The following is a 26,798-nucleotide window of genomic DNA, read 5'->3' as shown; positions in this document are numbered from 1 at the left end:
GGAGCGTTAGTATGTTCGATCGTAATGAAGTAGCCCCAAAATTTTCAGAACAAATAGCCGCTACTAGAGAAAAAATACTGAAACAATTTCAGCAGCAAATAGAGTCAATTGATGAGGATCAGCTCCGGCCCACGGACTCGTCTGGTAAAGAACCATTTGTCCATTTTGGATCAAATCCACCTCAGATTGCTGCCATTAAAAAATTTATTAATGCCTTATACCATGCGGAACAGGCAATAAAAAAGTGGGAAAATTTAGACACCTCTTCCTACAGTGGCCAAGTCTATGCGGTTAAACAGGCTTATGATGGGGTATCCCATGTTTATAATTGCCTGGCTTTATTAAATGATGTCACACCAGAAATTCAAACCCTGGTAGCAAATAATTACTCTTTACTTGAGCCTATTATCAGCAGAGCTTATGGGATGATTCAAGAAAAAGGATGGGAATCCCAATTCAGTAATGTGGAAATCATGGAAGGGGCTCAAACTATAATTCAAAAAGGTATGCCTTATTTAAGTGATAAAGAAAGTTTCGATCCTTTAAATTCCTTTTTTAAGGATTTGGGATCACTCATTGAACATGTAGCAGATTATGACAATCCTACTAAAGACAAAGTTGCCCAAAGAGAAGCTTTGAAGAAAATAGCAGAACAATTTGAGCTCAATCCACTCACTAAAAATCTATCCTTCCAGTCCATAGAAGAATCTAAAGCCATGAACACTTTTCTGTCATGGCTGAAGACACTTAAAGAATCTAATTATGATCTTAATGAAGAAACGATCAAAACCTATGTTGATTGGGCAAACCAGTCATTATCAGGAATGCTTCTCTTTATTGATCGTATGGAACAATCCAATTACTTAAAAAATGGTACATTATCCGATTTAATCATTCCAAAACTCGATAAACTCGCCAATCAAATTAACCTTCATATTGAACTGTCCCATTTGGATAATTTAGAAAAAGTTAAAAATTCCAGGGATTTTACTGATTTGAGAATAGAACAAATTCATCAAGCCCAGCAGGCGATTTTTACCCTGAAGAATCAAGCAGAGAGCAGCAAAACAGCATCTTCTCAGTTTTTTTCAATTCTGAATGAAAAATACAAGGGCAGAAATTTGGAAGATATCCAAGAAAGCGATAGACAGGTTTTAAGAGTTTTATATGCTCAAATGCAAGAAGGAATGGCCCATGCTAATTTGGAACTAGATGCCAAAATAGTTGGGGTACTAAACCAAGAAGGCCCGGAAACAATACCGGCTCAAGGATACTACAGTTGGGGTGTTAATTTTGTAAAAAACTCAGAGATTGATACCCTCATCAAACAAGAGAAATACGTTGATGATTTTTATCAAGATCAAATCCGTTCAGAAGAATATAAGTTTTCAGTTCATGAGAAAGCCAGAGCAAAATTTGATGGAAATACAGAAGAACTTACGATAGAAGATCGTGTCAAGAATCGTTTGAAGGGATTCAATCAGGAATTGACCTCTCTCCCTCAAGAATTAACTCAAGAACCCTTACAGCCCTATAAAGCCTCTCACTTAAAAAATTTTCGCGGAAATTTTGCATACCTACAAGAACTTGGATTATCTAAAAAAGTTCATGATCTTAGAAAAAGTGTCACCACCCTTTCTCAAAACAGTTTACATGAGACCGACAAAGCTTTTTTTAAAGGTTCACCCCCCTACCCAATTAAACTGAATGAGCCAGATTATATTGGCCAAATCAAATCGTTGGAAAATGCCTTATATAATTTAGAGTTGGTTTTAGACACTTTTGAACATCTAGAACGCAATCAATCTTATTGGCAGTTGACTCGCTCAATTATTAAACTGGGCCAAGCGGCATTTCAAGTCAAAAGCAATATCACGGCACTACCGCCTGCCATACAACGTACTCTGGCACCTGTGTTGGAAAACATTAATCAAGTGAGTTCCTCTTTGAGTGATTTAAATACTAAAGTAGATGACGCTCGAATAAAACTTAGTTCAGTAAAACAAGAACAGATTCCTGAAGTGTCCAAGGAAATAGACTCCAGAGAAAAAATTGGAGAAAGAATCGTTCAATTGGTCAATGATCGAAAATCCGCTTATGAACAAATGCTTCAAGTCGAACAAAAACAGGCCGCATCAGCAGAGTTTTTTAAAATACTTGAATTAAATTCTTACAAATCTTTCGATCAGTTCTCTAAAGCTGATTTAATTACGTTACGGAATAATTTTGCTCAGATTCAAGAAGAAATAAGTTTCATCAATTTAGATTTAGCCAATCAATTTGTTCAAGCCATCAATTTTTTAGAATCCGAAGGGGAAAAAAAACCTATTTCGATTAATATTACACCCACTCAGCTGCTCAAAATAAATTCTAATTTGAACAGTCATTTGAACAAACAGCATAGGGCATGTGACATTCAAATAGAATCAGCCAACCATCAATTAGAAGAGCAAGGAATGAGTGCACTCGCTTTTTTAAGTAACGCTTTTGTGGTGCAAGAACAAAGTGAGATAAAATCAGATTTTGAAAAAAATCGGGCTGTCATTCCCTCCATTCCTGCTGGTGGACTAGTTCCTCTCCCCAATTTAGCACAGGATATTTCTGATGCGCGCTCCAATTTATTAAAGCTATTCCAAGAAAAACTGTCACCTGTTTTAGCGGAACAATTAAGGCCAAACACTGATCCGAGAGAAGTTCCCTTTACCATCAATGTAGATACAGAGCCCCCTCAGATTTTGGCTTTAAAACGAGTCATTAATTCCATGTACCACGCTGAGCAAGCCGCTCGAAAATGGAACAAAATGCAATACAATCCTAATTCCCTTATTGATCAGGCAAGAATGATCACTCAAGGATTACTGATCCTTTCTGATGTGAACAATGCCTTATCTTCTTTGCGGGATATGGGACCCGAAGTTCAAGATTTATTAAAAAATAATTATGAAATCATCCAACCTATGATAGGTGGTATCCAGGAATGGATTGGTTCCAATGAGTGGATACAACAACTTACGGGTGAAGAAACCGGTAAATTTGCTACATTAGGTAGTTTACTCGGACAAAGCATTAATGCGATGAGACCAAGTATCGAATCTCAATCATCTTCCAAAGAATTGATCGATTTTTTAATAAAAGTACCTCAATTTATGAATGGCGTAACCAAAAAATTAGATGGTGAGCTTAGTGAGGCAGAGCTTTTAGTGTCACAAAAACAACAACAAAGCATGGCTCAATTTATTGATGTATATCTTCAAGATCAGTCTTCATTTACTAATTATATTAAGGCAGGAAAGGGTGTTTTTGGATTAATCCAATTATACAAACAAATGTATGCTGAAAAAGATGAACTCTATAGCAAAGTAGCAGAGAAACATCAGATGTTTTTAGATGAACATTATCCCAGCATTATTACTTTTCTGACCGAGGTAGAAGCAAAAAATTTTTTAAAACCTGGAACGTTAACTACCCCGTTTGCTCAACAGATGGAAGCATACACACAAAAATTAGAATACCAGATAAAGAGTATCAATGAGGAAACGCTCTTTAAAATGCCTACAGATTTGGAGACGCACCAACTTGAAATATTGAAAGAAGTTAGAACAAGTCAGTGGGAGAAAATCAATCATCTGACCAGTGCCAAAAACGCTTCATCTGTTTTATTTCAGCATCTGGAACAGATTAAAGATAAAAAGCTGAATGAATTGTCTCTGGAAGATTTGAAAGTGCTAAGACAGCAATTTGCCATTCTACAAGATTCACTCTCTGTTGTCGATTTTGAGACCAGTAATCTGTTAGTAGAGCAATTAAACCAATTAGAAACGATCGGCCCCCAATCCAATACATCCTATCTTACTGTTAGCCAATTATTAGAGACAAAAAATAAATTGGATATTCACTTAAGGAGACAAACTGCCTCCACGCAACTTCAACTTGATGTGATACATCAAGCCATGAAAAGTTTAGGTTCTGTTGCAGAGCATGCATTGAGTCCACAACAAATTGAGAAAGAAACAAATAATATAAAAAAACAGCAAGTATTAATCCCAGAACCAGGACATTTAAAGCAAACACAGGCTACCCTTGAGGTCACAGTTAAAAATTATTTACAATCCATTCAAGAAGTAAAATTATCAACACGGCTACACAGCTTAGCTGAAGAATTTACCCGAATGTCGCAAAGTACGTTATCGGATAAGCTAATCCAGCGATTAGGGGATCAAAGTAAAGAAGGTTTGTATACTATCGATGAAAATGACCCTCTTGTCGTGAATCAATTAAAAATAGTTAATAATGCTTTTGTAAAATTGGAGCTCTCTGTGAAAATATTAGAGGGCATGCGTCATGATGAAAGTATATTAACTCAGGGTATTGCCCTACTAGCTATAGCTGAAGATGCCCAACAGTTGACAGAAGAAATTACAAAGCTCAGCCCCGACATACAACAACAATGCCAATCTGTAATGGCACAAGTAAGCAATGTGAAGCAATATATCGCATCATTACAAAACAATACAAAATCCATACTAAGTACAAGTACCACTGAAATAACTGCTGATAAATCAACAGCAGATGAAACAACAATTTATTACCAAAATATTTCCGACAAAATATCTAAGGTCGCAACAGTACTCGATAACATACTTTCCAAAATACAGAGCCAATACCCTCAATTACCCCCGGAGGCTCCAAATCCTTCTGTAGCAACAGAACAATCTCTCTCAGAAAAACCCACCCAAAACCCTATGGGTTTAAAATATGTTATTAAACAATTTTCCGAATTATTGGTAAAAATAAAGCAAACAGGTCAAGAAAGTAATCAAGTCTTAACCCAGAATTTGATTTCTTTAAAAGAACGGGCTTATGAAGAATTATTTTTATTATCTCAAATGGAAGATGATTTATATTTAAATCCAGGAACATTAACAAGTGGTGCTTTAAAGAACATCAATGAACTTTTCCAAGCAGCTTCTTTAGAATTGGACACAATGCAATTTGAACAAAAATTAAAATTAACTGACGAGTATCATTATATCCAAATTTTAATTCAAAAAAGTCAAGACGAATTAGCAAGGCTTGAAAGAAAAACAATGGAAAACCCGAGTAACCGTGAGATGGCGTTACAAAGGCAAATCAAAGAAGACAAACTAGAGCATTGGCTACGTATACAGTCGAATTTACCCAATGAGGTTCAGACAAAGGCAGGATTAGTCGAACATCAATTTGAAGTACTGATACGACAGGCAGCTTCTAATTCAGGAATTGAAAACCCATTTATCCGGAAACACTTTGAAGATGATCTTAGGAAAGTGTTCGCAAAAGAAAAAGGAAGAATCACAGCCCTGCCAGATAAAGCGGTCATTCCTGAATTAAACAATGTAGTGAATCAATTCAGCAAAGAAAATATTGCCAAGTATCAGTTAGTTAGCCGCTCTTCCAATTTATTTAGTAAATTTCATCTTAGTCTCTCGGAAGATCATAAACAGACTAAAGAATATATTGAAAAACAAATCCATTATCTTAATGGAGAGAAAAAGACTGGTGATGAATACTCCATAGATAAACGAGTTGATCGTGTCCAAAGACTTACAAGCGACGCAGAATTTAAAAAGAATGTATATGGTGTTAAGGAGGGATTGGGTTTTTTTAAAAAATTAGAATTATTAGTAGAGGCCTTTAAAAAGACGATAAACAATAATCCTAAGGATGAAGAAAAACTATCTATAAATAAAGAATATAAGAATACCTATATGCGTTTCAAAGATACTTACAAGCAGTTGAAAATGCAAACTTTCGTTGAATCGGTGATTAAGGAAGCCCCGCATGAGGAGGAAAAAGAGTCTCATAAATCACAACAATTCAAAGAGGAACTGGCTAAGGACAAAAAAGCATTTGAACATCAAAAAGAAACAGCACAGAGTATTATAGAGGAACATGTAAAAAGTAAATTTTCCAGTGAAGATGATTCACAAACCCCAATGGCCAGTCCAGCCGCTTGATGAGATACAAGAATGCTATTTCTCAAGTAAGATTTAAAAAAAGAACAATGGTTACACAAAGTAACCATTGTTCAACGACATTTGAGACTGCAGAAATAGACGACTCTCTATTTGTTTATTGAATTATGACATCATATTGGACGCCTTTGGAACTACTCGAACTACAATTAGAATTGAGAAAATACGTGAACTTCCCATTAGTTCCCGGAAGTGTTTTATCAATAAACGTCAGATCGGTTCCCTTCCAAATTAATTTGTTTTGCCAATCATTTACTTGATAGCTTAATATGGTGTCTGAATTGGTTGGCTTCGTCCAGGTTAGGGTTATCTGTTTTTTGTCTGCTGTATAAGATGACTTAATATTTGCTGGAGGCAAACACGTTAAGTCTGAAGGAGGCGTGCTAGAACCAGTTACTTCATATGCTTTGATGCTTTGAATATACATACTCGCACTTAGTAAATGAGAACTTGGATTTCCAGCATAACCACCGCCTAGTGCCAGGGCAGTAATTAAATAAAAACCGCCATTGGGATCATGGAACCCTCGCGCAAAAGCATTAGGACCATCTGCAGGCAAACTATCCGTTGCGATCGGTCCCCATGCTTTCACATTATCAAAATATCCATTGAGAAGCATCCCTCCCGTTGTACTTTTTGGATCCGGTTCCCATTCAAATCCCCAAGTATGGAAATCATTGAATAGCGGTCCATTACTAAAAGATGACGGTAAGTGATAGCCTATAAACTTACAATCCCCATTTCCACAACGCGGATCATTGCCATTAAAATGGAGTGCAGCGGTCGCTTCGTTTAACGTATTACTCTGTTGATACGCTTCAAACACATCTATTTCACCGTTAAGGGGCCAATCCGTATCATGGGTTGGCAAAAACCAAAATGCTGGCCACATGCCTCGATGATAAGACTCGGGTGCTTTGTTGGTTTGACATAAGCCATCATCACTTACATCACATTTAGGTAATTTTATCCGAGCCTCTATATAGCCATGTTTGATGTCATTGGTTGTAAAGGGCGTAATTTTGGTAGGTGAATTGTAGGGCGGCTGATCCAGGTTGACACGAGTCATAATTTCGCCCGACTTAAACAGAGTATTATTAACACGATTTGCAGTCAGTTTTAGTTGCCCTGGAAGATTCACATTATCTGTATAAGGTGTCACTAAACTGGCATCAAAAACATTAATCTCGCCTGATATGCGATGGTCATAATTAGTTGGACCATAATAATGTAAACCGCTCGGAGAGATATCATTTAATATATCTTTATTGAGGGTACAGGTTTTTTTATTATCAAAGGTACAAGCCACATTAGGGTTCACTCCATCATCGGATTTGAAGACGAAAGGTCCTGTCGGGAGTGGCGTGGAGGGCGCTGCTTTAAATTTGATTTTCAAAGGTCTCATGCAGCTTGGATCCGGGGGTAAATCTGGTGTCAATTCTGTGCCCCCGATTAAAACTACCGCACCATTTCTTTGGCTGGCTATTTGCCAATTAGCCCAAGGTTTGCCCCAAATTGTACTGGGCATAGGTGCTGAATAATTGAAATCCAATTCAATATTATGCAACGATATGCTTTTTCCAGAAGTATTGCAAATGGCAATAGTATTGGTCCAGTTCGAATTAGATACGTTCACACTCACATTGATAGGAACTGGAGCAGTATGGATGGTAAAGCCTAGAGGAGAAGACATATTGTCAGTTTGCAATGCCAATTTTATTGATTTCTTAGGCATCAAATCTTGCTTTTCTCTTGATAATGTAGCGGCATATATCATACTGTCGGTATTGACACCTCTTGGTCGGTGGGAAAAGCTTATCAGACGGTTATCCTCGATGCTTTTTATCTCAAAAACCTGACCACTGTAGTCAAATTGCACGCTGTAGTTTTCAAGATTCAGAGGCTTATTCGAATTATTTGTAAGCGTTAAAATATTATTTTTAAAAGTGACACCAATATCCGGTATAGATTGAGCGCATAAAATACCATTATGAAATAATAATAGTCCTGTGAGACTGTAATTAATCCATTTTTTTTTCATAAATGTTTCTCCTAATTGAAACCTCTTTCCCTGTAATCCACATCCTATTAAATTTGTTAATATTGATGCGATTTGAATAAAATCGGAGGCTTCTGCCTCCGATTAACCCTAATTTTGTGCGTTAAAATTGCTTTCTTCAGGAAGGTGAAACGCCGCCTGTTTTACCGCCAGGACAGAATGTAATTGTATAGTCGACGCTGTTTACTTGCGTACCATTTCTGTCTTTCATCACCCTGCATACGAATGTGCTGCTCATGTCGTCATAAGGATAGGTGTAAACAGAGGGACAAGCTTGTTTTATCCATTTTAATCCGGGCATTACATTGGAAACCCAATAATTGTTGCTATTGACACACTGTTCCGTAAAAGGAGCAGGAGGAACTCCCACACCTTCTTGATCCCAATTCACACATCCACAGCAGTTATTTTGGGCACCATTTTGGTAACAGGATGGAATTGGCGCACAGCCTAATAATTGAAACATTTTGTAAGCATTATTGGGGGAAGGTAATTGCTGTTGGCAATTAAAAGGAGCGCCATAATTATTTTGTACCCCACAAATCTCATTAGCGTTCCAATACCCAATTAATTTGCCACAAGTTTTTTGCAATAAGGGAGTCTTGCCTGGATTGACACTCAAACCACATACTGATCCTGATTGGCAATCAGAGCTGCTGGTGCAAGCAGATCCTCCAGCACGGACCCAATTAAATTCGGTGTAAATAGGATTCAAATCCCAAGTACAAGCACCTATATTTGTATTCGGTGTTGTAGAGCCTGGTGCGCCGCAATTATATGGGTCATTTGAATTGACAGGCGTATTCACAGGTGTCATTGCCACTGGAATATTCAAACCATTAACTGCTGAAACATCATAGAAATCCGTGGCAGATGTTTGGAAGGTAAATTCCGCTTGGGTAGCGGGCTGTTTGAATCCCCTTCCAGCGGGACAACCCCCTTCTCCATTACCGCAATCCGCTGTCTCACAACCTGCGGAAGTACAATTGGTTCGTCCTGCAGCAGCACCGCTCCAAGTGGCTCCGTTCGGTAATTTAGTATAGGGAATCACGACACTGTTGACTCCTCCATTAGGGGCAAGTTTGAAGTTATTATTTGCAGGAACTGGATTTGTCCAGAAGCAATGCTTCCCACCAGCACCTCTATCAACGCAAGTGTTATTGGGGTAACAATCTGCATCGGTGGCGCAAGTTTCACCACCCGATTTATTTGGGGTAGCACCACTTATAAATCCAAACCATACGGGGAAGGAGCATTGATTTACAAAATTAATTTTCCTGCTACCTGCATCCCCTGTATTAATTGCTGTGTAAGAAATACTGAGGCTTGTAGCATTGGGTATTACCAGCGGATTGGGTGTAGCAACTGAATTATAACCAGCTATGTTTGAGGTGACTTGATAAGTATCATTGGCCAAATGCAATACTGTTCCATTAGATACTGTTTGATTGATTGTTCCATTCTTGCCTGTCAAAGTTAAAGGGACTTGCGCAGTAGGTGGATTATTAAGCGTAACGGTTACCGCTGCAGTTGGAGCTGGCTGATAAGTGATGTTGGCATTAGTAGTCTGTTGGCTGTTTACTTGAGCATTAACCGGTGTTGCAACGTAGGATTGACTGCCATTACTTACTGTAGAACCGGAGATAGTGTATGAACCAACAGGCAAATTAGTTAAATCCCAACTTGTGCCCCAAGTCATTGCTTTTTGCACATTGGTATTAGGCCCTGCAATAGTAATGGAGGGATTTGGTAAAGAACCATCCGGAGAGGAAGCCAAACTTACATGTAAATTACCTACTGAGGGAGTATTACCCATTTCCGCTTTAAAAACAAAAGGTCCAGTAGGAGCAGGCGCAGAAGGAGACGCATTAAATTTGATCGTAAGTGGATTCATACATCCAGGATCAGACGGAAGTGCAGGTGTATCGGGTGTACCACCTATCAATACAACTTGATTTCCAGTCTGGCTTGCTAATTTCCATTCAGCCCATGGGGAACCCCAAATTTTATTTGACATGGGTTTGCTGTAATTGAAATCAAATTCAATATTCTTTAGTGGTATGCTAGCGCCTGAAGTATTGCATACGGAAATGGTTTCAACCCAATCTTTATTCTGTACCGATACGGTTACATTGACTGGTTGCGGTGCAGTGAAAAATTTAAAATCATGGGGTACATCTTTTTTATCACTCACCAATTTCAATTTTAGTGAAGCATTCGGATTGAGGAGATTTTTTTTATCCGTACTGATTGTCACAGTATAAACTTTGTTTCCACCGCTTTGTCTTAAATCCTGTGATTGAAAATGAATGCCCTGAATATTTTCTTGGGCATTAGTAATTTTTAAAATTCTGCCATAGTAATTAAATTGTATTTTAGCGTCGCGTAAATTAACTACTTTGTTTGAAGTATTTTGCACTACTATTGTATTTCGCTCATATTTTATTTTTATGGGATCTTCTTTTTGAGTTGAAGCAGCGTAGGTTAAAGAGGTGAAAAAAAAACAGAAAAACAAAAGACGCGATATCCATCTACATGACATATCTTTCTCTCCGTAAATAGTTTTGACAAACCTTATGTTAAAGAAAAATATCGTTTATTGTCAAATAGTTATATTGGAATAAAACATTCCATAAGGCACAAATTATCATAATCCTAGATTTTGTATCAACAGGTTGAATCCACTTAAGACACATCAATACAACTCAAAAGATGCACGAATATTAAAAAATTCATTTCAATCAGCATCCCTGATAAATATACCCGTATTCAGGACCATCTTAAAAACATATAGGATTAGATGGCCTGAATGAAGTTTCTTTAATCTTTGTTTTTTAAAATACAAAAAGGCAATTCTTTTAACATCTCTCGAATTAAAAAATTTTTCCTTATTTTAGCTGGCTCTGCTGAAAGCAATGAAACAAAAGATCCAGGTAAAGCAATCGCATCATCAGTAAAAATGCCGCTGTTCCAGTTATCATCTACAGAAATTAATTCAGAAAACCAGCGACAGGTGATCACTGCGATCCACTCATTGTTGTATTTTTTTATAAAAGAAAGGATATGTTTACTTTTTTGCCCTTTCGCTTCTAAGGGAAAATATGCTCCAGATAAAAAAATGTCCTTGAATTGTTGCCGCAAAAATAAGATTTGTTTCGTCAAATTAAATTTAATTCGTCCATCCTTCCAGGTATTTATCAAATTAATAAGCGGCTCCTCACTATGAAGTTTGCTTAAAGTTTGATAATGAACCATCTCTCGGTTGTCAGGATCCACTAAATGATAACACCAAGTTTCATTTCCTTGATAAATATCAGGTATCCCTGGACAGGTCATTTTTAAAATGAGTTGGGATAAAGAATTAAACATGCCAAAAAAGGCTACTTTATTTTGAAATTTTAGAAAGGATGACATAAATTGAGGATCGTCAATTATATTTTTCATAAAACGGATTGCATTATTTTCATAATCCTCATTAGGATTTATCCAAGAAGAGTTTTGCTTTCTTTCTCGAAAGGCTTTCACTAAAAAGGTCTTCATCCGCTCTTCGATATTGATGGTCCCGGATAATGGCCAAATCCCTAACATCGATTGATAGATAAGCAGCTCATCCACTACATCAGGGCATGCCTTATTGTTTAAAGAGGTTTTCTTTGCTTTATTTAACTGCATCCAATCTGTCAATAAGCCATTCCACTCCTGGTATAACTCGCTCAAAACATTAATTCTGGCACGCACATCCTCACTTCGTTTTGTATCATGTGTTGAAGTGGTATTTAAACTGTAAGGAAAATTTTGTTGTTTGTATTGATTGTATTGATGAAATTTCTCTGTATTACCGCCCGAAACAAAATATTGAGGCGCACTCCCTACCTCATTAACAGATAAAAGAGCGAAATAATTATAACATGTAGTATCCTCAAAACCCTTAGCCATAACAGGTCCTGTAAATACTTCCCAATCATTCCGCCAATGGTCCCATTGTTGTTTTTTTTCTTCATCAAAAGATTCTGGATATTCTTCTAAAAGCAATGATTTAAATAAATTCAATAAATTTTTGTCAGCAAAGTTCATTTGTCCAGTAATATGCTCAACTATTTCTTTATTGAAAGGAATAGAGTCCTTTTCCTGATACATTCGATAGACGGGCATTAAAGATGAGAACTGTAACAGTAAATCATCTACTCGTGCATTCAGTAAATTCTGGAGTTGCTGGCATAGTCGATCAAATTCATTTTTAAACAAAACCTGAATCACGAGCTTAAGACATTTGATCTTAATTTCTTTAATGGTTTCTTTATTTGAGATGGCGTGATCGTAGAAATGGTTTATCGAAGACAAACCAAAGGGATAAATATAAATCTGGTTTACCTCATTTAAAAAATCATAACCTGTAGTTCCAGATAAAGGCCACATATCAGGCAATTTCTCATCATATCCAAGAATTTTTTCTGCAATGATATAAAAGGGCTTACCTATTTCATTATTTAATTTCTTTAAATAATGAAGCGGTTCTCTCAATCCATCAATGTGATCGATCCTTAAACCTGAAATGAGTTCTTCTTGAATTAATTGAAAAATAAATTGATGTGCCCAATCAAAAACTTTTTCATTTTCTGTTCGTAAGCAAACCAGCTCATTGATATCAAAAAAACGCCGGTAGACAAGTTTGGTTTTAGATGAGATATCCCATTTTATATCAAATAAATCACTATAGGCCGATTTGACACCCTGGTTTAAAGTATCTTGCCAGTAAGCATTATGGCTTGTCGCGGCCATGTGATTAGGCACTATATCAAGACATAATCCCATGCCGGCTTTTTTCACTTCATGCCCTAGCTGTCTTAAAGCCTCTATTCCTCCGATCTCAGAATTAATTTGTTTCGGATTGGTAACGTCATAACCATGCAGGCTTCCAGGCTGAGCCTGCAATATTGGTGAAAGATAAAGATCACTAATCCCTAAATTTTTAAAATAAGGAACTAAAGTCGCGGCTTGAGTCAATGTAAAATTTTTGTTCAGCTGAATTCGATAAGTGGATAGAGGAACATGCATCAATAGACCTCCAAATCCAGCTGTGAAGCAAGCTCTTTGAATAAATGGTCTTCGGCATACTGCTTGTTTTTCATTAATAAATAAACTTCATTTTGTAAATGCCAAAGATTTATTTCAACGGGCATTTGTTTTATAAAACTGACAAAAGTAATAAGTTCTTCAATATATTTTGAATCGCTTATTTTATCTTTAATGACCTCGGCATTGTTTTTAATCAAAGAATTGGCTGCAAAAGCAATCGTCTGGGCATCCAAAATGACATTTAACTTTTTAGCTTTGTCAAATAGTAAGGTTAAATTTTCAATATTGAATGTTTCTGGAGATAAATAAAAAATAATATCACGATTAATTAATGAATTAATTGCGCTAAATATGGATTGGGGGAACTCTATTTGGAGTTCTGAAATAAAGTTAATTAAGGTCGCATTATTATCAAAAAATTGAGTGTAACTGTTTTCAAGATCCACTAGAAAGGAGGAAATAATCTCTTTCATGATCCTCAGTTTCATGTCATAGAATAAATCACGAATTGAGAAAGTATCTGAACCGAAATTACTCTCAAATATTTTTACTACTTCAAAGGTATCGCCCTGATTAAAAGCTTCTTGCAATTTTTCTTCAACTTCTTTGAGATCTTCATTAGGCGTTCGAATAGCTGATATGAGATTCTGATCCCCCTGATAAAAAACTGCATACCACAACTCGAGTGAATCCATTGTAATCTGAGAAGTTATCAAAAATTTTCCTGTGATGAGCTGCTCTTTTCCAGCAACAGCCGTATTGGTATTTTTTAATAAAGCTTCATAACAATAAATTTGATTTTTTTCTTCATATTTTGTAAATGGTAAACTCGCAGCCAAGTGAGCGGATACTTTATAGAGATCAATGCACTGGGGTTTGACCCACTTATAATACAATTTGGCTCCATTTTCATATTCTGCAATATTGGATGGTGCTAAAGCCAATTTATCAACAAAGTCTTTTTCATAATTCTTATGGGTCAACTCAAATGCCAATTGAATGACTCGCGCCGCATATTTGATTACCTGAATGGTTTCTATACCTGAGAGTTCATCAAAAAACCAGCCACAACTGGTATACATTAACATGGCATGTCTTTGTAGCTCCATCCATTTGATTAATGTTTTTTTTTCTTCTGTATTTAGAGATTTTTTTTCGTTTCTTTTAATGAAATCATCTAAAAGAGTTCGATCATGGAGTACATTAATGTAATCATTCCGTGCACCCCATGGATCTTTAACCAACCTTCTGACACTTTTTTCGAAAACAGGAATTAACTCGTCTCGTAACCAATCCAAAGCGTCCCTCAATGGACCGCGCCATTCTTGGTGCCATCCTTTTCCATTATTACATCCGCAATTGCTTCGCCAACGCTCCACGCCATGGGCACAACTCCATGAAGAATTCTCATGTATTTCTACTTCAAATTCGGGGGGTTGAATTTCCATAAATTGAGCATAGTTCGTCAATTGTACATCTGAGTTTTCTTCTATGTAATTTAACGCATATGCCAAGCCCATATCACCATAAGGATGATGATGGCCATAAGTTTCACCGTCAGTCGCTATGTGCATTAGAGTATTTTCCGTATATTCGGGAGGAAAACTATCCAACAGGCGTTGGGCAAAGTGTTCGCCTTGCGTGAGCAGCTTTTCAAAAGCTACTGCTTTAGCAACACCTCCATCATAGAAAAATAGAGTAATTTCTCTTCCAGAAGGTAGTTTTTGTAAATATGGGGTCCCTATCGAAAATTCATTTTGCCAATCAGGACCATTAAAAGATTTGATCTGCTTTAATTGGTTTGGGGCCAAGATCGTATATTGAATACCCAATTCACTCATCATATCGAGTGTTTCAAGATCGACTGCAGTCTCAGGCAGCCATAGACCTTCAGGTTTTCGATTAAAATAATATTCAAAATCTTTGATGCCCCAATACAACTGGGTGTATTTATCCCGACTGTTTGCCAAAGGCAAAATCATATGATTATAGGCTTGAGCAATAGCATTACCATGGCCGCCAAAACGCTCTTGACTGGTCTGGTCAGCATCTATAATTGCTTGCAATAGTTTTGGATTTTTAAATTTAATCCAAGAAAGAAGTGTAGGGCCAAAATTAAAACTTATTTTAGAGTAATTATTTGTTATTTCAGTAATTTTTCTTTCTGCGTTGAGTATTCTGGCTTCTGCATTGGGAGCGTAACATTCTTCGGAAATCCGCTCATTCCAATCGTGATAAGGTTTCGCCGAACCTTGGTTTTCAATTGCTTCCAACCAGGGATTTTCTCGAGGTGGTTGATAAAAATGTCCATGGATACAAAGATATTTATTCACTTGGATTTCCTTTTTCAAAAATTAAAATACCAAATGAAGGTATTTTGTTATTAGAAGGTTCGGACTCTGAGGAATTGATGATTAACTTCCAGGTATGAGTATTTAAATGGGAAGAGTAATCCTCCTCGTGGAGAGAAAAATTGGCAACAAGGCATAAGCTATGATGATTCATTTCCCGGGTGATGAACAATAGTTTGCTATCGATTAATTTCAATTCCATATTTTCTTTCGATAATGTATATAAGGCAGGTTTGGTTGTTCGTAATTCAATTAATCTCTTATAAAATTGCCATATCCCCTTATATTTTTGTTGATTTTTTAAGGCATGGTTTAATTTACTATTGATAAACGTTTGTTCCGATTGCGGGTCTGGTATTGCTTCATGATGCATAAAAGAAAATTCTTTTTTTCTTCCTTCCCGAACTGCTCTAATGAGATCAGGATCAGAATGACTGATAAAATATTGAAAAGGAGCTGTATCCCCATATTCCTCTCCCATAAATATAAGCGGGATATATGGCGAGAAAAATAAAAGAGAGGCATAGAACTTAATCTGCATGGGTGAAAGTGTTTGAGTCAATCGATCTCCCATGGGCCTATTTCCTATATGATCATGATTTTGCATGAAAACAATAAAGCGATCTGCAGGAATATTGGCGGAACTCATTCCATGAGGTCTTTTCCGAAAACGAGAGTATTCACCTGAATAAGCAAATCCTTCCTGATAGGCTTTAACAAATAATTGAATCTCTCCAAAATCTTCATAATACCCATGACGCTCTTTAGTGATAAGACTGTGTAATGCGTGATGGAATTCATCATTCCACTGGGCATGAATACCAAAACCGTACTGCTCTTTATCTCGAACTAACCGTGTATCGTTAGCACTACTTTCAGCAATAAGATAATATAGATAATTTTGTTCTTTTGATAATGCAGCGACCTCGTCTGCTAATTCTTCCAGGAAAGGATATGCAGAGTTATCTACAATGGCGTGTAATGCATCAAGCCTTAATGCATCGATTCCATATTCTATGAACCAGTGCAAGGCATTTTCTATAAAATAATTGCGAACCTGATGACTGTACGCATCATCGAAGTTAAGGCTTTTTCCCCAGGGTGTTTTGTATTTATCTGTAAAATATGGCCCAAATTTTTCAAAGTAATTTCCTTCAGGACCGATATGGTTATAAACCACATCTAAAATGACAGCAATATTTAATTGATGGCATGCATGAACCAACTTTTTTAATTCCTCTGGTCCTCCATAGGTATTTTGGACAGCAAAGGGAAAAACCCCATCGTACCCCCAATTTCGATTTCCTGAAAATTGGGCTACAGGCATAATTTCCAAGGCGGTAATACCTAATTCCTTAAGCTCAGATAGATGCGGAATAATGGCGGAAAAAGTTCCTTCAGGAGTATAAGTTCCAACATGTAATTCATAAATAATATAACTTTCTAAAGTTCGTCCTTTCCATACACATCCATTTTGTTTTAACAATATTTCTGCAGGGCCGTTAATGCCTTCGGGAAGATAATCTGCTGCCAAGTCAGGAAGCCTCTCCGAACCAGAGCAATAATAATATCGATCTTTAGGATGAATTCCCTCCGCAACAAGCAAAAAATACCCCTCTTCATCTTTATTCATAGGCAGGCGATAAGGTTTGTTGTCCTTGGGTATTATTTCCACCATCAATTCTTTTAAAAATGGAGCCCAGATTTTAAATTCACATTGACCATTTGTTTTTAAGTGAGCACCTAATGTTCGTCTTTTTACGTACATTTATAAAATCCCATGCTAAGGCCTGGTATGTCTAAAGTGAGAGAAAGTTCTCTCCCATGAAAAGGTACGGATTCTGCCATTAGTTCGTGAGGGAAACGTTCTGCGCCGCCAAACTCTTTATCATCGCTAGAAACCACTAAATGCCATGTTTGTGATGAAGGCACACCAACTCGATACATGAGTCTGGAAATGGGAGTACAGTTTATTAAAACCAAAATCATTTCGTTATTATGAGATTTACGAAGAAAGCTATAGACACTGTTTTGAGAGTCATTAGCATCTATCCATTCAAACCCCGTTGGATTATGATCGTAATCATGAAGCGCATTTTCGGATTTATATAATTGATTCAATCGAGAAATCCATTTTTGTATTCCTGCATGATACTCATACTGCAATAGATGCCAATCAAGGCTGTATTCATGCCGCCACTCACTTCTTTGGCCAAATTCATTCCCCATAAACATCAGTTTTTTCCCCGGCATACCAAACATATAACCAAATAGAAGTCTTAAATTGGCGAATTGCTCCCACTCATTCCCAGGCATTTTATTGATAAGGGATCCTTTACCATGAACTACTTCATCGTGAGATAAAGACAAAACAAAATTTTCTGTAAAAGCATAGATCATTCGAAAAGTCAGTTGATGCTGATGATAACTTCGATGTATGGGATCTTTACTTAAATAGGACAGCGTATCATGCATCCACCCCATATCCCATTTAAAACCAAACCCCAAACCTCCTAAATAAGTCGGGCGAGAAACTCCGGGCCATGCGGTTGATTCTTCAGCAAAAGTTTGTATGTCTGGATAATTTGAATAAAGTACCTCATTTAATTCTTTTAGAAATTGAATGGCCTCCAGATTTTCATGACCACCATAGATATTCGGTATCCATTCGCCTTCATTACGGGAATAATTTAAATACAACATCGAAGCAACCGCATCAACCCGGATACCATCTACATGGTATTGGTCCAACCAGAAAAGAGCGCTGCTAATTAAAAATGATTTAATTTCATGCCGCCCATAGTTGAAAATCGCACTTTTCCAATCCGGATGAAATCCCTTTTTAGGGTCGGCATGTTCATATAAATGCGTCCCATCAAAGTAAGCAAGACCATGAAGGTCGTTTGGAAAATGAGAAGGTACCCAGTCAAGAATGACACCAATATTGTTTTGGTGTAAGTAATCAATTAAGAATTTGAAATCATCTGGAGATCCATATCGTGAGCTTGGTGCAAAATATCCCAGTGTTTGATAACCCCAAGATCCATAAAAAGGATGTTCCATTAAGGGTAGAAACTCTACATGGGTAAAATTCATTGATAAAACATATTCAGTCAGTAATGGAGCAAGTTCTCTATAAGTTAAAGGCCGATCCTCATCTTCAACTACCCTTCTCCAAGAACCTACATGGACTTCATAAATAGAAATTGGAGCATGAATATTCTGATATTGATGTCTTTTTTTCATCCATTGTTCATCATTCCATTCAAAATGTGAATGCCAGATAATCGAGGCAGTTTTAGGTGCGATTTCCTGATAAAAGGCAAAGGGGTCGCTGCGCTCACTTCGATGCATATGATGTTTGGATTGAATATAATATTTGTATAAATCTCCTTCCCGGGCTTCAGGAATAAATACTTCCCAAATCCCTGAATGCTCTAGCATGTGCATATTATGTTTGTTTGTATCCCAGGAATTAAAACTTCCGATTACCGATACTTTCTCTGCATTAGGCGCCCAAACTGCAAAATTAATCCCTTTTACTCCATTTCTAATAAGAGGATGAGCCCCTAAATGCTCATACAATTTAAAATGGCGTCCTTCATTGAATAAGTAAATATCATGGGAACTGATGCACATCTCTTGATTTGCTTGAATATCCGAATCCATCTCACTTTTGCGCCAAAGGGTCACACAATCTAGAGTATTTTTGACGTCAGGAAGCAGTGCGATATCTTCTAAAGAATAAGCAAGACTTCTTCTCCAATTTGACTCATTCTTCTGACCCGGAATATTTTGACCGTATACCTCACTCCATAGATCTTCTATATTGATCATTAATATTTGTGCTTGACTCTGAGCTAAAAATTTTAATACGGATTGGATTAAAGTGGATTCAGCGTCTCCATCCTTTAGTAAAAATTTTTTTAATTTATTAATATTTTTATGCCGTAAAATGAGTTCTTTCTCATAGTCATCTGCAGAAATAATTTTATTTTCATAGTTATTTTGAATATCTATCGAATTACAATAAGAATAAAACGTTGGCATGTCATGAGTATTTAAACTGGTGAGCATCAGTTCAGATTGAGGGGTAAGTTTTATTTTAGATTCAAGAAGATACTGTACTATATGCATTTGCAACATAGCGTGTTTTCTCATCATTTGATTCGTTGACTTAGGGACTAATCCTAAATTTTCACCTATGAAGGTTGTCTTATATCGATTTGATTCAATACACAAAATGGCATATATCTCTTCTGTATTATATTGAACATAAGCCCCTTCTTCAGGGTTACAAAGTTCTGGAATCCAAAACAAGCGGTTAAATCCCATCACATGATCAATGCGCAATATGTCGACATAAGGAAGAATATTTCGCAACATATTAATCAAATAAGCATAATGATTTTTTCGGATCGTTATTGGGTTTAATGGCGGGCTTCCCCAGTTTTGCCCTTGTTTATAAACAGGATCAGGTGGGGCCCCGATAGTCATATTTTGAACAAAATCTTCTTGGAAATACCAGGAATCAAATCCTTCTTGATGTACCCCCACCGGCAAATCCAAATAAAGCAATTGATTTTGCTCATTGATTTGCTTTTTTAAATCTTTTAATTGTTTTGCCATCTGCCACTGAACGAACAGATGATAGCGATATGTTGGATTTGAAGATTCGTCAAAGGTTAGCTTGTGTGGTTTTTCTCCTTTTCTCCAGAAATCTTTTACACTTTCTGACATTTCAAATTGTGTTTGAAACCAGGCGTAGTTTTTAATTTCGGGATTCTCTGCCACATAAGTCTCAAATTCTTTTTTGTTTTCTGGCAGCGAAACATATTTTTCCATTTCTTTATGGATTATTTCTCTTTTAAATGAGGCAATTTTCTTTAAATCGATTACTCTTCCTTTTTTTCCATCTCTTGGTTTAGGATATTTTTTTAAATCAATACCTAGGGCTTTCAGATCTAAATACAATTCATTCCAAAACATACGGCTAACAGGTGAATAAGGGCTTGGCTCAAAACCCTCTTTGAGAAAGGATGAAAAAAAAGGCATTGTCCCTACTACTTTCCCTCCTTGGTCTGCGATATATTTAGAAAATCGAGTTAAGGTTCCCAAATCTCCACAATCCAGAGATTGAGCATCATGCAAGGCATAAATGGGTGAAAAAATTCCATAAAGTTTGTCTTGGCTCATCACCCGCTCAGTATACATATGGCGTGGAGCACTAATAATAAAACAATAATATTTTTTATCAGATATTGTAAGAGTCAGATGATGATACCCAAAAGGTAACTGGGGCAATGGAATAAGGGATTCAAAATAAGTGATCCCTTGTTCAAGAATTTTTTTTACTTTCGATGGCGCAATATTTATTTTTTTCTTGATTGTTGATCCATATTCTAAATGGATTTCATAATAAATTGGCGCCTCTAATTCCTTTTGGGTAAGATTTAAAGTGATCTTTCCTTTTCCATCCCACAAAACATAGATCTCATCAATTTTTTGATTCACCTTTTCAAGGATTAAATTTTTTAAAATTTTTCCTGATTCTTCAATCGTTCTGATTTTAATACCTAATGAATTAAGAATTTTAATTAAAACCTCAGCACGGCACTCTATTATTTCACCAAATGAATTCTCATAGTGCGTTTGAATTCCTAAATATTGAGCCAGCTCAAATAAAATATTTTTATTTTCATTCATAATGGGTTATCTCCCATAAGGTTCAATAAACCCATACAAGGTACGTGGACCCAATCAGGTCGATTGTTTATTTCATAATTTATTTCGTAGAATACTTTCTCTAGCATATAAGCTTTGAGGAGCAGCGAAAAAAATTCATTTTCAGAAGGTAATAATGAGCGAACTTCAGGGTAATCAAGATAGGTCTGAATAAATATATTGCAAATCCAGCTATACCATATTTCCGGATCAAAAGAAGATGAGATAAGCATATTCTCATTAAGCACAGTATAAATCGCATAATGAAAGGAACGTAACATGCTCGCCAAATCTTTTAATGGGGGATATTTTATTTTACGTTCCGATAATGGCCTGCATGGTTCACCCTCATAATCAATAATGATAAAGTCGTCACCGGTATACAAAGTCTGCCCAAGATGAAAATCTCCATGACACCGTATTTTTTTCCCCCCTAATTTTTTAGAAAGAAGATATTCCAAATTATTGAATAACTTATTTTTGTTACTGAAGAAAAAGTCCAGTTTTTTTTGCATTTCCCCATTTATACTCAGTGATTTGGCAGAGACCAGTTTAGATGTTTTGACAATCACACTTCTCAGGGATTGATATAAACTTCGCTGATCAAAGAGTGTGTAATTTTCTGCTTCGAATGCTTTATTGGAAGCATTACCCATCAATGCCAAGTGCATCTGGGCTGTTTTTTGTGCAATGATTTTTACAGCGTGTGCGTAAATATCTAATGAGTCTAAAATCTTTTTCGGAAGAGGATCGCTAATTTTTATCCAGGGAAATACCACTTCTTTTTTATTTTGAAATAAATCGAAACTTTTAAAATTTTCACAAATATTAGAAATAATATTTAAACTATAATTCCAGCCATCTCCTTCGTTAGGAATATACTCTTGAATGATTCCCGCGGTTGATATATTTTGCTTGTTAATATAATTAATGGTCACTGCTAATTTAGGCGAGATATATTTATTGTTACTCAGAAGAAATTCATTTATTTCTACTTCTGGATTAATCCCTTTTTCAGAAAGACGATACATTTTCAAAAGAGCGGTATCCCCATACAAAAGCGATGTATTAGACTGTTCTTTATCTAGAGGTTTTATAATTACATCTTCTTTTTTATTTAAAATTTCTTTATAACGCGTGGTATTGACTGCAATGGAACCTACAGTTCCCTGAATTGTTTTATTGGATCGGAAAAAATGAAATAAGTGCATGCTAGCATTTGTACTATACAAGGCATCAATTAAAAAAGTTTGTTGTCCCTTTCTGTCAATTAATTGACAAATTGCTTTTTCAGTAAAGTCCTCTCCAACTTCAGAAGTTAAAAATAAAAAATAATCTTCTGAATGTTTGTTGATATAATCAATTTCTAATAGAAGAAAATATATAGGATTTTTATGATTTTTAAATAAAATCTCATCCATAATTTTTACTTTGGAAATTAAATTACTCTTGGATCGGTACCACCTGCATGTGGGAATGTAATCCAGTAACAAGCCTTCTAATTTTTTACGGTTAGAGCCTGATAGGATTTCACTCCATTTGTCTTTTATATTGAGTATTCTGTCTTTTAAATTCAAACTTTCAGGAACCTTGGATTTTTCTCCTATTTCCAACCATAAAAATCCATAAGGGGACAATATAAAAAAATAAGGATTTTCTGTAATCGTAGGGAATTCTGTTTTTCCAAAAGCTTCTATAAGTGGATGATTAACGAACTGTGAGAGATCCAGATTAAAATTTTGCGTATGACGAGATAAATTGATGAGCACCAATATTTTTTGTTCGTTATGAATTCGATAAAAGGCAATAACCTTTGAATTATTAGGATATAAAAATTCAATACTCCCTCGGCTAAATGCAGTATATGCGCTTCTAAGCTCGATGAGTTTTTTCATCCAGCACAATAATGATTGAGAATTACCTTCTTGTAATTTGACATTGACAGCTTGATAGTTGTATTCGGGATCAATAATAACAGGTAAGTATAGTTTTTGAGGGTTAGCCTCAGAGAAGCCCGCATTACTGTCATTAGACCATTGCATCGGTGTTCTTACACCATTTCTATCCCCAAGATAAAAATTATCGCCCATGCCGATTTCATCGCCATAATAAATAACGGGGGTACCTGGCATAGAAAATAAAAAAGCATTTAACAATTCTATTTTTCTTCTATCTCCGGACATTAAAGGAGCAAGCCGACGCCTAATTCCTAAATTAATTCGCATTTTGGGATCGTTAGTATACATGCGATACATAAAATCCCGTTCTTCATCAGTGACCATTTCCAAAGTTAATTCATCATGATTTCTTAAAAATATTGCCCATTGGCATGGTTCAGGAAGGGTCGGGGTTTGTTCCATAATGTCTATAATAGGGAAGCGATCTTCCATTTGCACAGACATATACATCCTTGGCATTAATGGGAAATGAAATGCCATTTGGCACTCATCCCCATCACCAAAATACTTTACTGCATCTTCTGGCCATTGATTTGCTTCCGCCAAAAGAAATTTATTTTTGAATTTATTTTGTATATGTGCATTGAGTTTTTTTAAAAATTGATGTGTTTCTGGAAGATTCTCGCAATTGGTGCCCTCCCTTTGAAATAAATAAGGAATTGCATCCAGCCTTAATCCATCAACTCCCATTCCCAACCAAAAATCAACGATTTTGAATATTTCTTTTTGCACATTGGGATTATCGTAATTTAAATCAGGCTGATGGGAATAAAAACGATGCCAATAATAAGCATCTGCAGTTGAATCCCAAGTCCAATTAGACGTTTCAAAATCACGAAATATAATTCTTGCTTCACTGTATTTATCGGGGGTATCACTCCATACATAGAAATTTCTCCAGGGCGAGCCCGGTTTTGCATTACGTGATTTTTTAAACCATTCATGTTGGCTTGATGTATGATTGATGACTAATTCGGTGATGACTCTGATGTTTCTTTTATGAGCCTCTTTTAAAAATTTTTTGAAATCATTTAGTGTTCCATATATAGGATTCACAGTCATATAATCTGCGATGTCATAGCCCTCGTCTTTCAAAGGGGAAGGATAAAAAGGCAGTAACCAGATAGTATTAACCCCTAAAAATTCAATATAAGGAAGTTTGTCCATTAATCCTTTAAAATCACCTATCCCATCTCCATTGCTGTCATAGAAACTTCGTACGTGCACCTGATAAATGATTGCATCTTTGTACCAATCTGAGAGATTGTTTATTAAATTCATTAGAGTACATCCTTTACATGTAAAATATGAGCATACCGCTCTTTTTGTGGATCAAGTTCTACATAACAGGATCCGTGTTGCCATGTATAAATTTCGTTAGTAAATAAATCACGCACTTTAAATGGGTTTGTTTTGATTCCAAGAAGATTTAAATCAATTGAAATGAAACCTGATTGTTTGTACTGATAATCAAGATTCACGACCATAAGGAGTGTATCTTTACTGGAAGAATCATGCTTGCTGTAACAAATAATCTGAGGATTATCCGTAGGATAAAAAATGAGTGAGCTATTATTTTGTAAACAGGGATGCAGATAGCGAATGGCATTCACTAAGGAAATCAGTTCACTTATATTTTCTTTAGAATCTTTCCAAAAAGCAATTCGGTATTTCTCAGAATCCATATATTCTTCAGAACCTTCATGTAAGGGCTCTCGGATACAATTTTCATAGGCAGGACCAAACATTCCATAATTGGCGCTTAAAGTTGCTGCCAATATCAAACGAATAATAAAGGCAGGACGGCCGCCTTTTTGTAATACCTCTGTTAATATATCCGGAGTATTTACCCAAAAGTTGGGACGGAAATAGTCAATTAAAGGAGTCGAGATTAATTCTGTTAAGTACGAGGTGAGTTCTTCTTTTGTATTACGCCATGTAAAATAGGTATAGGATTGTGAAAAACCGCATTTAGCTAAATGTTGCATCACTTTGGGGCGTGTAAATGCTTCAGCTAAAAACAATACCTCAGGATTTTTTGATTTAATTTCATTGATTAACCACTGCCAGAAAATAAAGGGTTTTGTATGTGGGTTATCTACTCTGAACAGGGTTACCCCTTCTTTTACCCAAAACGCGACAATTGATTTTAACTCTTCCCACATTAACGGCCATTCTTTAGAGGCAAAATTTAAAGGATAAATATCCTGATATTTTTTGGGAGGGTTTTCAGCGTATTGCAAAGTTCCATCCGGACGATGTTTAAACCAATCCGGGTGCTCATTTAAATAAGGGTGATCTGGACTGCACTGGATCGCAAAATCAAGGGCGATATCGATATGATGTTCCCGAGCTTTCTTTATTAATAAACGAAAATCTTTAATTGAGCCTAATTCGGGTAGAATGCTTTTATGCCCTCCTTCTTTTGAACCAATTGCCCACGGGCTACCTGGATCTTTAACGCCGGCTTTAGGGCTATTGTTTGCACCTTTTCTATTGCTGATTCCAATAGGGTGGATTGGAGGCAAATAAAGTACATCGAAGCCCATTTTCTGCAATTTAGGCAAATAATTAATCACATCCTGAAAAGTTCCATGTTGCATCGGATCAGGTGACAAAGAACGAGGAAATGCCTCGTACCATGTACTAAATCTTGCCTTAATTGGATCGATGACAAGAGTTAGATTTTTAGAATCGCTCACGAAATCTGGTTGAAGATTTTCATTCATCCATAATTCCAATTTTTGATTTGTAAGTAATTTTCTTAGTTGGGCTTTACTCTTTAAGTCATAAAGTTTTTTAATAATTTCTTCTACGATAGGATTTGGATTTTTTTCACAGGATTTTCTGAGTAAATTTTCCCCTATCCTTTTTTCGATATCGATGTCTTCTTTAAACTCTAATTTTTTTAAAAATCTGTTTCTCCAGGTTAAAAAATCGCTGGTCCATGCATGTAATGAATACGTATAAACACCTAATTTGGTGGCTTGAAATTGAGTTTCCCATCGATCATTACCTAAAGGAAGAAAATAGATTTTTTTAATATTCTTTTCCGACTGATGCTTAAAATGTAACACTGCAACTATTTCATCAATACCGTCACAGAAAATATCAGCTGAAACAGTAATTTCATCTCCTATGATACGTTTGACAGGAAATGCCCCTTCATCGATTTCTGGATAAATATGATTAATCCAAACCTTTTTCAATCCATTAATTTGTTCTTTTATCATTGTTGTTCTTAAGAGAGGTCAAAAAGAATAAGTTCGACAAGCACTTATTAAATAAAAAAGAATACAATAGAAAAAAAGTAATAGCCTTAAGGAGTTACCTTAATAGGATTTATTACTTCTTATTATATTTTTATTGTTTTCATCGATTTGAATAAGATTTAGAAATATTTTTTGATCTAACTGTTTAATATATAGAGCAGCAAGAAAACACAAAAAAATTTCCCTGCTCCTCTGTTACAGGCTTTAAATATGTTATTTGCCCATCACCAAAGTTTGGTTTCTTGCTTTGTTCCTCCTCCTATACTTTATTTCAAATATAAAATAAATACCGCCATTATTTTAAAGCAAGATTCATTTACAGGTTGAATTTCGAGGTTAATTTC

9 protein-coding genes are annotated in these 26,798 nt (G+C 36.0%); 1 reads left to right on the top strand and 8 read right to left on the bottom strand.

Translation table 11 applies throughout. From position 1 onward, the window contains the following. Window positions 1–11 precede the first annotated feature (11 nt). The gene (locus tag BU07_RS0108595) at window positions 12–5,996 is read left to right on the top strand and encodes a hypothetical protein (protein ID WP_031565203.1); all 5,985 of its coding nucleotides are present in this window, start codon (window positions 12–14) and stop codon (window positions 5,994–5,996) included. A 115-nt stretch (window positions 5,997–6,111) separates the two neighbouring features. Here BU07_RS0108595 and BU07_RS16995 read toward each other — a convergent pair whose 3' ends face one another. The 8 genes from BU07_RS16995 to BU07_RS0108555 all read right to left on the bottom strand — a co-directional run bounded on the left by BU07_RS16995 (window position 6,112) and on the right by BU07_RS0108555 (window position 26,415). Beyond that, window positions 6,112–8,055, bottom strand: a complete 1,944-nt coding sequence (locus tag BU07_RS16995) for a glycoside hydrolase family 16 protein (protein ID WP_051635519.1) — start codon at window positions 8,053–8,055, stop codon at window positions 6,112–6,114. 136 nt (window positions 8,056–8,191) lie between these two features. Next, a complete protein-coding gene (locus BU07_RS0108585; RefSeq protein ID WP_031565200.1) occupies window positions 8,192–10,615 on the bottom strand; it encodes a thaumatin family protein in 2,424 nt (807 codons plus the stop codon). A gap of 278 nt (window positions 10,616–10,893) precedes the next feature. Continuing rightward, a complete protein-coding gene (treY, locus tag BU07_RS0108580; RefSeq protein ID WP_031565198.1) occupies window positions 10,894–13,128 on the bottom strand; it encodes a malto-oligosyltrehalose synthase in 2,235 nt (744 codons plus the stop codon). Further along, window positions 13,128–15,482, bottom strand: coding sequence for a DUF3536 domain-containing protein (locus tag BU07_RS0108575; protein ID WP_051635518.1), 2,355 nt, complete (start codon window positions 15,480–15,482; stop codon window positions 13,128–13,130). The genes treY and BU07_RS0108575 overlap by 1 nt, the downstream gene beginning before the upstream one ends. Then, window positions 15,475–17,268, bottom strand: coding sequence for a malto-oligosyltrehalose trehalohydrolase (gene treZ, locus BU07_RS0108570; protein WP_035899037.1), 1,794 nt, complete (start codon window positions 17,266–17,268; stop codon window positions 15,475–15,477). The genes BU07_RS0108575 and treZ overlap by 8 nt, the downstream gene beginning before the upstream one ends. Then, a complete protein-coding gene (gene glgB / locus BU07_RS17245) occupies window positions 17,259–21,206 on the bottom strand; it encodes a 1,4-alpha-glucan branching protein GlgB (protein ID WP_084157818.1) in 3,948 nt (1,315 codons plus the stop codon). The genes treZ and glgB overlap by 10 nt, the downstream gene beginning before the upstream one ends. After that, entirely contained in the window at window positions 21,203–24,463 is a 3,261-nt protein-coding gene (gene treS / locus BU07_RS0108560; RefSeq protein WP_031565191.1) for a maltose alpha-D-glucosyltransferase, read from the bottom strand. Before treS ends, glgB begins: the two co-directional genes overlap by 4 nt. Continuing rightward, window positions 24,463–26,415, bottom strand: a complete 1,953-nt coding sequence (locus tag BU07_RS0108555) for an alpha-1,4-glucan--maltose-1-phosphate maltosyltransferase (protein ID WP_031565189.1) — start codon at window positions 26,413–26,415, stop codon at window positions 24,463–24,465. The genes treS and BU07_RS0108555 overlap by 1 nt, the downstream gene beginning before the upstream one ends. Window positions 26,416–26,798 lie beyond the last annotated feature (383 nt).

Origin of the sequence: Legionella wadsworthii DSM 21896 = ATCC 33877, assembly GCF_000701265.1 — a bacterium.
Lineage (GTDB): Bacteria > Pseudomonadota > Gammaproteobacteria > Legionellales > Legionellaceae > Legionella > Legionella wadsworthii.
This window is presented reverse-complemented; position numbering and strand designations above follow the sequence as displayed.

Bases quoted from the DNA above. Each gene is read 5' to 3' on its own strand.
- treZ (WP_035899037.1), bottom strand. From the start codon at position 17,268: ATGTACGTAAAAAGACGAACATTAGGTGCTCACTTAAAAACAAATGGT.
- treS (WP_031565191.1), bottom strand. From the start codon at position 24,463: ATGAATTTAATAAACAATCTCTCAGATTGGTACAAAGATGCAATCATT.
- BU07_RS0108555 (WP_031565189.1), bottom strand. From the start codon at position 26,415: ATGATAAAAGAACAAATTAATGGATTGAAAAAGGTTTGGATTAATCAT.
- BU07_RS0108595 (WP_031565203.1), top strand. From the start codon at position 12: ATGTTCGATCGTAATGAAGTAGCCCCAAAATTTTCAGAACAAATAGCC.
- glgB (WP_084157818.1), bottom strand. From the start codon at position 21,206: ATGAATGAAAATAAAAATATTTTATTTGAGCTGGCTCAATATTTAGGA.
- BU07_RS0108585 (WP_031565200.1), bottom strand. From the start codon at position 10,615: ATGTCATGTAGATGGATATCGCGTCTTTTGTTTTTCTGTTTTTTTTTC.
- BU07_RS16995 (WP_051635519.1), bottom strand. From the start codon at position 8,055: ATGAAAAAAAAATGGATTAATTACAGTCTCACAGGACTATTATTATTT.
- treY (WP_031565198.1), bottom strand. From the start codon at position 13,128: ATGCATGTTCCTCTATCCACTTATCGAATTCAGCTGAACAAAAATTTT.